At 63.5% G+C, this 12,642-nt stretch carries 13 protein-coding genes; 8 read left to right on the forward strand and 5 right to left on the reverse strand.

Annotated features, from left to right (window positions below; translation table 11 throughout):
- Positions 1–30 precede the first annotated feature (30 nt).
- Positions 31–891: a transglutaminase family protein gene (locus tag E5678_RS00210; protein WP_136176665.1), complete on the reverse strand. Its 861-nt coding sequence runs from the start codon at positions 889–891 to the stop codon at positions 31–33.
- 618 nt (positions 892–1,509) lie between these two features.
- Here E5678_RS00210 and E5678_RS00215 point away from each other — a divergent pair.
- The 4 genes from E5678_RS00215 (at position 1,510) to E5678_RS00230 (ending at position 5,110) form a co-directional block, all read left to right on the forward strand.
- Positions 1,510–2,331, forward strand: coding sequence for a homocysteine S-methyltransferase family protein (locus E5678_RS00215; protein ID WP_247596861.1), 822 nt, complete (start codon positions 1,510–1,512; stop codon positions 2,329–2,331).
- 318 nt (positions 2,332–2,649) lie between these two features.
- Complete coding sequence (locus tag E5678_RS00220; RefSeq protein ID WP_136176667.1) at positions 2,650–3,597, forward strand: LysR substrate-binding domain-containing protein; 948 nt, start codon at positions 2,650–2,652, stop codon at positions 3,595–3,597.
- An 89-nt stretch (positions 3,598–3,686) separates the two neighbouring features.
- Positions 3,687–4,193 carry a MarR family transcriptional regulator gene (locus tag E5678_RS00225; protein ID WP_136176668.1) on the forward strand — a complete coding sequence of 169 codons (507 nt, stop codon included), beginning with the start codon at positions 3,687–3,689 and terminating at the stop codon, positions 4,191–4,193.
- Positions 4,194–4,195: 2 nt separating this feature from the next.
- Positions 4,196–5,110, forward strand: a complete 915-nt coding sequence (locus tag E5678_RS00230; protein WP_136176669.1) for an alpha/beta fold hydrolase — start codon at positions 4,196–4,198, stop codon at positions 5,108–5,110.
- Between the two features lie 12 nt (positions 5,111–5,122).
- Here E5678_RS00230 and E5678_RS00235 read toward each other — a convergent pair whose 3' ends face one another.
- The gene (locus tag E5678_RS00235) at positions 5,123–5,734 is read right to left on the reverse strand and encodes a glutathione S-transferase (RefSeq protein WP_136176670.1); all 612 of its coding nucleotides are present in this window, start codon (positions 5,732–5,734) and stop codon (positions 5,123–5,125) included.
- Between the two features lie 188 nt (positions 5,735–5,922).
- Here E5678_RS00235 and E5678_RS00240 point away from each other — a divergent pair, with 188 nt between their 5' ends.
- The 4 genes from E5678_RS00240 (at position 5,923) to E5678_RS00255 (ending at position 9,226) form a co-directional block, all read left to right on the forward strand.
- Positions 5,923–6,399 (forward strand): hypothetical protein, encoded by a 477-nt coding sequence (locus tag E5678_RS00240; protein WP_136176671.1) that lies wholly within the window; start codon positions 5,923–5,925, stop codon positions 6,397–6,399.
- A 54-nt stretch (positions 6,400–6,453) separates the two neighbouring features.
- A complete protein-coding gene (locus E5678_RS00245; RefSeq protein WP_136176672.1) occupies positions 6,454–6,801 on the forward strand; it encodes a single-stranded DNA-binding protein in 348 nt (115 codons plus the stop codon).
- A gap of 126 nt (positions 6,802–6,927) precedes the next feature.
- A complete protein-coding gene (locus tag E5678_RS00250) occupies positions 6,928–8,508 on the forward strand; it encodes an alkaline phosphatase D family protein (protein ID WP_136176673.1) in 1,581 nt (526 codons plus the stop codon).
- A 109-nt stretch (positions 8,509–8,617) separates the two neighbouring features.
- Positions 8,618–9,226, forward strand: a complete 609-nt coding sequence (locus E5678_RS00255) for a uracil-DNA glycosylase family protein (RefSeq protein WP_136176674.1) — start codon at positions 8,618–8,620, stop codon at positions 9,224–9,226.
- Between the two features lie 21 nt (positions 9,227–9,247).
- Here the strand turns inward: E5678_RS00255 and E5678_RS00260 are convergent, their stop codons facing one another.
- From E5678_RS00260 to E5678_RS00270, 3 genes are all read right to left on the reverse strand, one after another.
- Positions 9,248–10,480, reverse strand: a complete 1,233-nt coding sequence (locus E5678_RS00260; protein ID WP_136176675.1) for an MFS transporter — start codon at positions 10,478–10,480, stop codon at positions 9,248–9,250.
- Between the two features lie 164 nt (positions 10,481–10,644).
- Positions 10,645–11,412 (reverse strand): ABC transporter permease, encoded by a 768-nt coding sequence (locus tag E5678_RS00265; protein WP_136180554.1) that lies wholly within the window; start codon positions 11,410–11,412, stop codon positions 10,645–10,647.
- Positions 11,412–12,395 carry an ABC transporter ATP-binding protein gene (locus E5678_RS00270; RefSeq protein WP_136176676.1) on the reverse strand — a complete coding sequence of 328 codons (984 nt, stop codon included), beginning with the start codon at positions 12,393–12,395 and terminating at the stop codon, positions 11,412–11,414. The genes E5678_RS00265 and E5678_RS00270 overlap by 1 nt, the downstream gene beginning before the upstream one ends.
- Positions 12,396–12,642: the final 247 nt, after the last annotated feature.

Genomic DNA, 12,642 nt, shown 5'->3' on the forward strand with positions numbered 1-12,642 from the left:
GGGCGGGCAGCACCTCGGCGGCCTGTTCGTTCAGGTCACCAGAACTTCGACCTCCATGCCCGCAAACGCATCTCCCGCACCCACATAGCTGCCTGACACCGGCATCAACAAGGTGATGTCGCGGGCAACGGCGACCGGAATCAGATTGAACCCGCCGATGCTGCGGTTGGTCGGGTCGAAGTTGATCCAGCCAGCGCCAGGCACATAGACCTCGGCCCACGCGTGGGTGGATCCGGAGCCTGAGGAACCCGTCGCGGTGCTCTGGGGGTCGTACAGGTAGCCCGACACGATCCGGGCGCCTATGTCCAGGCTGCGCACCGCCTCGGCGAACAGGATGGCGAAGTCGCGGCACGAACCCTTCTTGCGGTCGAGCGATTCGTTCGGCGTCTGGGTGCCTTCGCTTTCACGCACCTCGTACTGCAACGCCTCGGACACGCCGTTGCTGATCGCCTTCAGCAATTCCAGCGTGTCGGTTGCGGGGCCCCGCACGAACGATCGAGCCCACTTCTGGAGGCGCCCCATCGGATCGAGGTATTGCTGGATGGCGAGCGCGCCCAGATCAGCGCGATCATCGTTCGAATAGAAGAAGGGGTAGTTGATGGCTGTCGCCGCGATATTGAAGATCGGCCAGGGGTTGCCGGTGAGATCCAGTTCGACCGTGCTTTCGATCCGCAATGTATCGGTCTTGCCGGTGAACGAGGCCGTTGCGACAGCATTGCCGGAGACATCGTGGGCCCACGCAATCGTTGCGTCGGGAGACACCTTCAAGGTGTGCGACATGAGTTGCAGTTCGCGGCTTTCTCTTGGGCGCAGCATCAGCCGATGCATGCTCAGGCTGACAGGTGTGCGGTAGTGATAGTCCGTTGTATGACTGATGCGAATTTGGGTCACGGTGGTGTGGAGCTCCTTATGAACTTCCAGATTAGCACCTTATTTGCCGGCGAGGGTGAGCGCGCTGCGGCCGCAGAGTTGAGCGCACTGTCCTTGATGACCTGCAACCCCCTTGCATCAAAGCTGCTTCGAGCCAGAGCCCCCAACTCCGTACCGAGCTTGTGAGGGGCGCTTGTCAGGGGGGATGAAGGCCATTGCAGATGTCGCCGTGTCGCTGGCCCCACTCGGGCAACTGGCTTGACGACATTGGGTTGCGCCGCAAAGCCCAATGCACTGCAACACCACATGGGTTGCCGGCCGCCGAGGTTGCCCGGCCCGAGGTCACCGCGTCCAGCCGGAACGGGTTGGCCGACCCACTCATTCAGCGTTGGCGGGCCACTCGATCGCACCTGGTGCTACCCATGGACCGCTGAATCTGCGGCATTGGGGTCAGCGGTGGGGGGGGGGCTCACCCATGGCCAATCGGCTGCTTGGTCTTATGGTCGCCAGAATCTAAACCTTGCCCGCTCTGAAAGGTCGACCCCCATCTACGAAAACATTTCAGCCAAGCTGGCTCGCGGTGAGATCATCATTCTGGACGGTGGTACGGGCACCGATATCCAGCGCCGAGGCGCGACCATGAGTGGCGACACCTGGTGCGCCGAGGCCAACCTGACCCATCCCGATATCGTTTGTGAGGTGCACCGCGACTATGTGAAGGCCGGAGCCGACATGGTGATTGCCAACACCTTTGCCACCAGTGCCTTGTTGTTCAACGCGCTGGGCCGTGACGATGATTTGCTGGCCATCGACCGCGCGGCGGTATTGTTGGCGCAGCAAGCCGTTGCGGGTCAACAGGTTGCGGTGGCGGGTTCGATTTCTACCATGCGCCCGGTGGTGGTGGGCTCGGACCGCACCGACAAACAGCAGGAATGGCCCGAAGCCGAGGCACGTGCGCTGTTTGCGCGCAAGGCCAACAACCTGGCGGCGGCGGGCGTGGATCTGATCATCATGGAAATGATGCGGGATGTGCGCTACTCGCTCTGGGCCACGGAGGCAGCGCTGGCCACAGGGCTGCCGGTCTGGGTGGGCATCGCGACCGAGCGCCGGGCCGATGGTGAGCTGGTGGGCTTCAGCCACCCTGATGAGTTGCTGGACGATGTGGTGCGTGTGCTGGTTGCCACAGGGCCTGCGCACGTCAGCATCATGCATTCGTCCCCCAATGACACGGGTGACGCAATCGAGATCGTCAAACGGCACTGGAGCGGGCCGATGGGCGCTTATCCCGAGAGCGGTTACTTCACGATGCCCGAGTGGAAATTCGTGGACATCATGTCCGCCGACGATCTGGTCGAATACGCCCGCGTTTGGCGCACCCAAGGAGTGACTGCTTTCGGAGGCTGCTGCGGACTGGGTCCGCATCACGTTGCTGCCTTGGCTCGCCAGTTTGGTCCGGATTGATTCCCGGCGGTCTGGTGTGGCACCCGCTTGTGGCGGTAGGGCCGCGCTGTGATGGCGTTCAATGCACTTGGGCTGGTGGAGGATCGCTCTCTGGCCTCTCAACCAACGGGACACCTGGGGTACAAGTGCTTCTGACGCGATCGCTGGCTGGTGGGCTTGGGAGGCTCCGGGCTTGTGGCCTGGAGTCGATCGCGGCGGGTTGGTGAATTGATTACAGGCGATCCACATTTATCTGTCCAACACATAATCAATGTAGTTGCATCTTGAATCCAGATGGAACGTGTAAAATGATGGGCATCAGATCAACGCTGGCGCCCCATGGAACTTCGACAACTGCGCTACTTTGTGGCCATCGCTGAGAGCGGCTCCTTCTCCCGGGCTGCTGAGAAAGTGTTTGTGGCCCAGTCGGCCTTGAGCCACCAGATCGCCCAACTGGAGGTTGAGCTGGGCACCAGCCTGTTTCACCGCTCCAGACGCGGTATCGAGCTGACCGAGGCGGGGCAACGGTTTGCGCCCCATGCGGTGTCCATTCTTCGGCAAACCGAAGAGGCTGCGGCCAGCGCGCGCCAGACCACCGACGAACCCACAGGCAAGGTGGTTTTTGGCATTCCGCACAGCGCCTCCAACGCCCTGGCGCTGCCCCTGTTGAAGGCCGTGCGCCAACGCCTGCCCCGCGTGCAACTGGAGTTGACGGAAGAGCTCACCGGCAACCTCAGCCAGCAGCTCACCACAGGGCAGCTCAACCTGGCGGTGCTGTTTGACGACGGCAACCTGCCTGAGTTCGAGCACACGGCCCTGCTGAGCGAACGCATGTACCTGATCGAGCCGGCGCAACCAGGCAAAAAGGCGCCGCGGCGCGTCACCTTGCAGCAGGCGCTGAGCAGGCCGCTGGTGTTGCCCGCAAGCCCCCATGGGGTCAGGCCCATCATCGAGGCTGCGGCCTTGCTGGCCGGTCTGGCGGCGCCTCAGGTAGAGGCCGACATCAGTTCCATCAGCATCTTGCGCACCTCGCTGCTGGCGGGCATGGGGCGCACGTTGCTGCCGGTGATGCCCCTGAAGCAAGAGGTGGAAGCGGGCCTGCTGTGGGCATCAGAAATCGTGGATCCGCCGCTGGAGCGGGTACTGGCGATCTGCTGGTCGCGCCACATCCCTGTGTCGTCGGCGTCGCAGGCCGTGATGCAGCTGACGCGAGAACTGGTGGCCCAGCTGTGTGCCGACAAACAATGGCTTGGCGCAAGGCAGCTGGTGCCGTCTGGGAGCGAATGACCCGCGCCGGGGCAGGCTGAAATGCCTGGCACGTTCCCCAGGCTGGCCTGTCTCTATATACTTCGCATGCGAAAGAAATAAAGCACACCATGTCCCAACGACCTCCGCGCCTGGTTTTCCTGCTCAACAGCGCCCAGCGGCGCCTGCAGCAGTGGATCGGGCTGCAGCAAGCGGCCACTGCGGGGGAGGGGGTCTCAGTGCCTACGGCGGCGCAGAGCGGCTTGCTGTTCATTCTGGATAAACGCGACGGTGCCTCGATGGGCGAGCTGGCGGGCGCGCTGAAGCTGGTGCCGTCTGCGCTCTCGGGTCTGGTGCAGCGCATGGAAGCCATCGGCTGGGTGTTGCGGCGCACCTGTACCGAAGATGCCCGCACGCAGCGTGTGTGGCTTCAAGCCGGCGGGCGCGGGCATCTGCCTTCGCTGAAGGCCGGCATGGTCCAGATCAACCAGCAACTCGCCGCTGGCTTCACCGCCGACGAACTGGAAACCGTGGCGCGATGGCTCAGCCATGTGCAAAGCTTGTCGGCTGAAACGCCTGAGAAGGGCCAAAAGGCTGCCCCCGTCAGAAAGACCGGTGCACGCCTGAAAATCCTTTGACCATGCTAAGAGTCCCCTCTTCCTCTTCCTCTACCTCTACTGATGCGTTCATTCGTGCGGTCGTTCCCAGCGAGTCCGTTGTGATCACCTGTGCCGATGGCGTGCGCTTGCAAGGGCAGTTCATCCGTGCCAGCGGAGGCACACCGGGCTTGCCGGTGCTGTTGTGTCTCGCAACCGGCGTGCGGCAGCGCTTTTACGTGCGCTTCGCCCATTGGTTGGCAGGGCAGGGGCACGATGTGCTGGTGTTTGACTACCGTGGTATCGGCCTGTCGCTGACAGGCCCGCTCAGAGAGTGCAAGGCCACGCTGTCCGAGTGGGGTCAGCAAGACCAGGTGGCCGCCCTGGACTGGCTGGTGCAACGCACCCGAGCCGAGCAGGTCCTGCTGCTGGGGCACAGCGCAGGGGGGCAGATGCTGGGCCTGTTGCCCAACCACCACCGCGTCGCCAAAGTGGTGGGGGTGGCCGTGTCCAGCGGCTGGTTCGGTGGCATGCCACCGGTCTTTGGCCTGGTGTCCCGTGCTCTGTTACGGGTGCTGCTTCCGCTGGGTATCCGATTCAAAGGCTATGCACCGTGTACCGCCCTGGGGCTGGGCGAAAACCTGCCCGCCCGCGTGGCGCTGGAGTGGGGCCAGTGGTGTGCGGCGGGCGGCTGTGCCACCAATGCTGTTCGCCACATTTCCGGGCGCGATTTTCATACCGATATCCGCATGCCGATCACAGTGTTTCACGCCAGCGACGACAACATCGCGACGACCCGCACCGTGGCCGACCTGCTGCGCCACTACCCTGCGGCCCCGCAGCAAATCTATCGGTTGAAACCAGCCGATGTGGGGCTCAAGGCCATCGGGCATCTCGACTGGTTCCGCACCAGCCACGCAGCCGTTTGGCCCCTGCTGGGCGCAGCGCTGAAAAGCTGAGCGGTCTGGCGCTCAGGCGCCGCTGCGGCCCACCGCTCGCTGGTACGCGGGGCGGGCTTCGACGGCTTTCACAAAACGGGCCAGGTTGGGATAGGCCTCTGCACCGCCGTTGTTGACGGCGATCTGCGCCACAAATGACAGCTGCACGTCGGCGCCCGTGAGATCGTTGCCCACGAAAAAGTCGCGCCCTTCCAGCTCGGCATTGAGGTAGCCGAGGTGGTTGCTCATTTCGCTGGAAATGCGCGGGTGCAGCGGCGCACCCGCCTCACCCAGGCGGCCCACATACAACTTGAGCAACAGGGGCAACATGGCCGAGCCTTCGGCGTAGTGCATGAATTGCACATAACGGTTGTAGTCGGCGGTGTCTATGGCGGGCGTGAAGCGGCCTTGACCATAGGTGCGGATCAGGTAGTCGACGATGGCGCCCGACTCGATCAGGGTTTGATCACCATCGCGCATGACGGGCGCTTTGCCCAGCGGGTGGATGGCCTGGAGCTCCGGCGGTGCCAGGCGGGTCTGGGGATCGCGGTGGTAGGTGATGACTTCGTAAGGCTGGCCCAACTCTTCAAGCATCCAGGTGATGCGGCGGGAACGGGATTCGGTGAGGTGGTGGACTTCAATCATTTAGTTGCTGGGTGTGTGTAGGGTTGTCAGGACGCAAAAGCATAGTGCCCGCTTTGCCGACAGGCTGTCGCATCTGGGCGAGATGCCCAGTTCTGACCAGGTGTTTCTCTGCGACGGCTCCTGGCTGGGCGCCCTGGGTTCGGGGAAATTTGGACGCAGGGCGGAATCGGCGTTTACCATCGTCAGATATGACCGAAGAAGCCGACGACAACATTCAGCAGGCCCGCCTGTGGAGCGACGGGCAGTGGACCGCCCGCGTGATCAACAACGACGACGACGACGGATGGGCCGTGGCCATGTACGTCGATGGCCAGTCCGAGCCTGCCCTGGTGGGCCCCTGGACCATGGGCCGCGACAAAAAAAACCCCAAACCGCTGGACACCAGCGCCTTCAACACCCTGGTGAAAACGGCCAAGGAAGTGATACGGCGATCCGAACAGCAACTGCACGCCCAGCTCAACAAAAACGTGTCGATCACGGTGCAGGGCGAGCGGCTGCGGATCGCCATGGCCATCGTGCCCGACGAAGAGGGCGCAACAGCCACGCTGACCGCCACCGATGCGCTGGACCAGGAGCTGGCCTGCGTGCCGGTGCCCCCGACCTTCAAGCTGAATGTGGACACCGCGACGGCCTGGGCGGCGGGCAGTTTCGAGCGCCCAAGATGACGCGCGAGGTCACCCATCCCATGCCTGCACAGAACACGCTTTTGGAGCCACAACATGATTGACGGATTGATCGCTGGCCGCCTGATGGGCGATGCTTCGCGCCGCGTGGACAAAGCGGGGCACACCTATACCGTGGCACGGGTCCTGGCCCGGAACAAGGCCGATGAAGAATTCATTGTGAACGTGATCGCGTTCGATGCGGCCACGGGCGCTGCATTGCTGGCGCTGGCCGATGGCGACGCGCTGTCGATCGCGGGCTCGCTCACCCCCAAGGTGTGGACCGACAAACAGGGCAACCACCGCCCGAGCCTGGACCTGATTGCCGTTCAGGTCATGACAGCCTATGACGTCGGGCGCAAATCTGCAGTGGCAGAGCTTCCTGATATCCAGGACATTCCCTGAGCCCGGACCTGTTCGAATGGGGGAAACCAGGATGAACTGGGCCTGAGCGCTCCGTCCGTCACACCCCTGACACCTCGCTCGAAAAGAATGCAGCCCTGTTGCATTCTTTTTTTGGAGCGTTTTTTCATGGATCGACGTCTTTTTCTGGCCCAAGGGGCTTTGGTGGGTGGTGCCGTGGTGGCCCCGGCCTCGCAGGTGTGGGCGCAGGGCACGGCGCCGGCTGTGGTGACCCGCGATGGCATGCGGCCACAAATGCCCCACGGCATTCAAAGCGGAGACCCCAAGGCCGATGGCGCCGTGATCTGGACCCGCAGTGACCGCCCGGCCCGTCTGTGGCTCGATTGGTCCACCACCGCCAGCTTCGCCAACGCCACCCGGGTGCGCGGCCCCCACATGCTTGAAGACACCGACTTCACCGGGCGTGTGGACCTGAGCGGCCTGCCTGCGGGACAGGACGTGTTTTACCGCGTGGTCTTGCAGGATTTGCACAACGAGCGGGTGCTGTCCGAAGCCGCGCAGGGGCATTTGCGCCTGCCGCCAGCGGCCAGGGCGGGTCGCGCCAGTCGCGATGTGCGCTTTGTGTGGAGTGGCGACACGGCCGGCCAGGGCTGGGGCATCAACGAGGCCTGGGGCGGGATGAAGATCTACGAGCAGATGCGCAAGACCAACCCCGACTTTTTCCTGCACAGCGGCGACACCATCTATGCCGATGGCCCGATCAGCGCGGAAGTGAAACTGGCCGACGGCAGCCTGTGGAACAACGTGGTGACCGAAGAGGTGAGCAAGGTGGCTGAAACCTTGAACGAGTACCGGGGCCGCTACCGCTACAACCTGATGGACGCCAATGTGCGCCGCATGGCCGCCGATGTGCCGCAGATCTGGCAGTGGGACGACCACGAGGTGGTCAACAATTACTCGGATTCCAAAGACCTGAGCGACGACAACCGTTACACGGAAAAGAACGTGCCTTTGCTGGTGGCGCGGGCCACCAAGGCTTTCCACGAGTACGCGCCCATCCGCCGCACCGCCGATGTGGAGTCGGAGCGGATCTACCGCCACCTGCCCCAGGGACCGCTGCTGGACCTGTTTGTGGTGGACATGCGCAGCTACCGTGGCCCCAATACCGACAACCTGCAGACCGCCGAGAGCGACACCACCACCTTCATGGGCCGCCCCCAAGTGGCCTGGCTGCTCGATGGCCTGAAACGCTCCCAGTCGGTCTGGAAAGTGATCGCGGCCGATATGCCGATTGGCCTGCATGTGCCCGATGGAAAGAAGTGGGAAGCCATTGCGAACGGTGAAAACGGTGGGCCCAAAGGCCGCGAGCTGGAGATCGCCGGATTGCTGCGCGCCATCAAGCAGGCTGGCATCCAGAACGTGGTCTGGCTGACGGCCGACGTGCACTACACCGCCGCCCACTTCTACGATCCCGCCAAAGCGCAGTTCAACGATTTCGCGCCCTTCTGGGAATTTGTGTCGGGCCCGCTCAATGCCGGGGGCTTTGGCCCCAACGCTGCCGATGGCACATTTGGCTTGCAGGTGATGTACCAGAAAGCCCCCGAAGCACCCAACGCCCCGCCCAGCAGCGGCATGCAGTTTTTTGGCCAGGTGGACATCGACGCCAAGACGCGCGCCATGACAGTGACCTTGAAAGACATCGCCGGTGCTTCGCTCTACAGCAAAACGTTGGCGCCACATCGGGCCTGATCCAGGCTGATCGGACTTGGATGGGGCCGGAGAGAGACCGGTGGTCAGTTGACACGGCCTTGGCGAGCGCTACAGTGAAGCGTTAAGCGTTCGCTGAAACAAGTTCCGCATGTCCACCGGTCTTTCTACAGGGGCGCCATCGCCCAGCCTGCCTGCCTTGTTGCAAGAGGTCAGGGCCTGTGCGCTTTGTGCCCCGTTTTTGCCATTGGGACCGCGCCCCGTGCTGCAAGCCCACGAAGCTTCTCGCATCCTGATCGCAGGCCAGGCGCCGGGCCGCAAGGTCCACGCTTCGGGCGTTCCCTTTGACGACGCCAGCGGTGAGCGCCTGCGCCGTTGGCTGGGTGTGTCCCGCGATACCTTCTACGATCCGTGCTGCTGCGCGATCTTGCCCATGGGCTTTTGTTATCCGGGCACCGGTCGGTCTGGCGATTTGCCGCCGCGCCCCGAATGCGCCCCCCGGTGGCGATCGCCTTTGCTGGCCGGCATGCCGCAGGTGCAGCTGACCTTGGTGATCGGGCAGTACGCTCTGGCGTATCACTTGCCTGAACACAAAGGCTCTTTGACCGACGCCGTGCAAAACTGGCGCACTCACGGCGCTGGGGTGATCCCCTTGCCGCACCCCAGCCCTCGCAACAATGGCTGGCTCAAGCACCACCCCTGGTTCGAGGTGGAGGTGTTGCCGGCATTGCGTGAGCAGGTCGCTGCTGCCTTGGCTTGATATTCGGCTGTATTGCTCGGCTCAGAGGGCCTGGCTGGCGTTGGGGGTGACCCGTGGGCGCCACATCCGTGTGATCCATGCGGCCAGCGCAGTGGCTGTGGCCAGCGCCACCACGCCGTTCCAGCCCATGACGGCCAGCAACTGGCTGCCCAGCGCCGCGCCGGCGGCCATGCCGAGAAACATGCCCACAAACAGCACGGCGTTGAGGCGGCTGCGGGCCGCCGGGTCGATGCTGTAGACGATGGTCTGGTGGGCAATCAGCGTGGCTTGTACTCCCAGGTCAAAGCCGATGGTGCAGACCACCAGCAGCACCAGCTGGCCGGATGGCGTCATCAGCGGTGCCAGCGCCATGGCAGCGAACGAGACGGTGGCCAGGGCGCTGCCAATGCGGGTGACCCACTCAGGGCCGTGCCGGTCGGCCATGCGCCCGGCGATGGGGGCGGCGAGGGCGCCTGCAGCGCCCGCCAGACCAAACGCACCGGCGGCCGCACTGCCCAGGTGGAACGGTTCGCCATGCAACATCACGGCGAGGGTGGACCAGAAGGCGCTGAAGCCGACGGCCAGCAGTCCCTGAGCCAGCGTGGCGCGGCGCAGCTTGGCATGGCGTTGCCAGAGGTGGCCCAGGGTACCAAGCAGGGCGCCATAGGCCAACCGGGTGGTGGGCTGGAAGCGGGGCAGGCCCCGCCATGCGGCGATGCCGATACCCGCGATGCTCACAGCCGCCACAGCAAACATGGTGCGCCAGCCGAAGTGGGCGGCCACAAAGCCGCTGATCACGCGCGACAAGAGGATGCCCATCAGCAGCCCGGTCATCACCGTGCCCACCACCGTGCCCCGGCTGCCTTCGGGTGCCAGCGTGGCGGCTGCGGGAACGATGTCTTGCGCCATGGTGGCGAGCACGCCAATGGCCAGGCTGGCGACCAGCAACACCCCCATGGACGGCGCGGTGGCGGCGGCGACCAAGGCGAGCATCAGCAGTGCGGCCTTGATCAGGATGATGCGGCGGCGGTCGAAGCGGTCGCCGAGCGGCGCGAGCAGCAAGATGCCGAGGGCATAGCCGAGTTGCGTGAGCGTGGGCACCAGGCCTATGGTGCGTGGGGTCGCGCCAATGTCGGCGCCCAGTTCACCGAGCATGGGCTGGCTGTAATACAGCGTGGCCACCGCGAGGCCGGCGCCGCTGGCGAGCAAAAACACCAGCGAAGCGGGCAGCGGGGCGTTGGGGGCCGGATCGGCTGTTGCATTTGTCACTTGCATGAAGTCAGTGGCCTGTCCCGGGATTTGCGGAAGTGGTCGGTGTGTGGTGGCTTTGGCTTGCCCTCGGATGCGGCCCGGCCTGTACCTGGGTTCTATGCATGAGGCGCAAAGCTGCCTCAGCCATCATCCGGCGTTGAGACCATGACGATTCGGGCCACACCGAGTCAGCGCCGGATCTTGTGGCCCGTTTTGAACACCCACCAGACCACGGTCAGGCAAATGGCCATGAAACCCAGGGTCATGCCGGTGCTGACGGCAATGTGCACGTCGGCGTGTCCGTAAAAGGCCCAGCGCAGACCACTGATCAGGTAGACCACGGGATTGAACAGGGAAACGGTCTGCCAGAACGGTGGCAGCATGTTGATGCTGTAGAAAGCGCCACCCAGGAAGGTCAGCGGGGTGACCACCAGCAGCGGGATCACCTGCAGTTTCTGGAAGCTGTCCGCCCAAAGGCCAATGATGAAACCGAAGAGGCAGAAGGTGATCGCGGTGAGGATCATGAAGCCCACCATCCACACCGGGTGCTGGATTTCGTAGGAAACGAAGAACCGTGAAGTGAGCAGGATCAAGGCGCCCAGCACCAGTGATTTGGTGGCCGCCGCGCCCACATAACCCAGCAACACCTCAACCCAGTTCACCGGGGCAGACAGCAGCTCGTAAATCGTGCCCGACCATTTGGGCATGTAGATGCCGAAGGCCGAATTGGAAATGCTCTCACTGAGCAGCGAGAGCATGAGCAGGCCCGGAACGATGTAGGCCCCGTAGCTCACGCCACCGATGTCGCCCATGCGCGAACCGATGGCCGATCCGAAGACAATGAAATAGAGCGAAGTCGACAACACGGGCGCGATGATGCTTTGCGCAAGGGTGCGAAAGGTGCGGTTCATCTCGAACATGTAGATGGCTCGGATGCCGTGGATGTTGAGGTTCATCATGCTTGGGGCGCTTTCTCATCGCGGCTGTCGTCGTGTACCAGGCTGACAAAAATGTCTTCCAGCGAACTTTCGCTGGAGTGCAGGTCTTTGAAGTCGATGCCATGTTCGGCCAGGGCGCGCAGGAGCGCGGCGATGCCGGTGTCTTCCTGCTGCGTATCGAAGGTGTAGGTGAGTTGCTGGCCGTCGGGGGACAGCTGCAGGGGCCAGCGGGCCAGCGCGTCGTTGATGCGTTCCATGGGCTGTTGCAGTGTCAGTGTGAGCTGCTTCTTGCCGAGCTTGCGCATCAGCACGTCTTTGTTTTCCACCAGGATCAACTCGCCCTTGCGGATCACGCCGATGCGGTCGGCCATGTCTTCGGCTTCTTCGATGTAGTGGGTGGTGAGGATGATGGTGGTGCCGGCGTCGCGCAGCTCGCGCACCAGGCGCCACATGTCGTGGCGCAGCTCCACGTCGACCCCGGCGCTGGGCTCGTCAAGGAACAGGATTTTGGGCTCGTGTGAGAGCGCCTTGGCAATCAGAACACGGCGTTTCATGCCGCCCGATAGCGCCAGGATTTTGGTGTCTTTTTTGTCCCAGAGCGAGAGGTCTTTCAGGATCTTTTCGATCAACGCCGGATTGGCGGGCTTGCCAAACAGGCCGCGGCTGAAGCTCACCGTGGCCCACACGGTTTCAAACGAGTCGGTGTGCAGTTCCTGCGGTACCAGCCCGATGGTGGCGCGCGCGGCGCGGTAGTCGGTCACGATGTTGTGGCCGTCGGCCAGCACCGTGCCCTCGGTCGCATTGGTCATGCCGCAGATCAGGCTGATCAGCGTGGTCTTGCCCGCACCATTGGGGCCGAGCAGGGCGAAAATTTCACCGCGGCGGATGTCAAGGTCCACGTGCTTGAGCGCCTGGAAGCCGCCGGCGTAGGTTTTGCTGACGCCGCGCACGCTGACGATGGCGTCGGCGCTGGGGGGTGAGGAAGGGGAAATGGGTTGCATGTTGGGTCGTTGTGGAAATGGGCTGGGCAATCTCGGCGCAACGACAGGGCGACTGCTTCCAAGCCGCGGGTTGGCGCCCTGTAGGCGCTGTCGCGTGCCATGTGTGCCTTGGCCTGTGTCGGGCATGGGGAGTGTCAGCTGCAACGTGACCGCAGCGGTCCACCTTTCACCGCCTTAGGGACCCATGGCAGGGCTGTGGGGTTGCATATGCGGCAAAACTGCTCTCGCTGGGGCAAATGTTCGCTTG

Source organism: Hydrogenophaga sp. PAMC20947 (genome assembly GCF_004795855.1).
Classification (GTDB): domain Bacteria; phylum Pseudomonadota; class Gammaproteobacteria; order Burkholderiales; family Burkholderiaceae_C; genus Hydrogenophaga.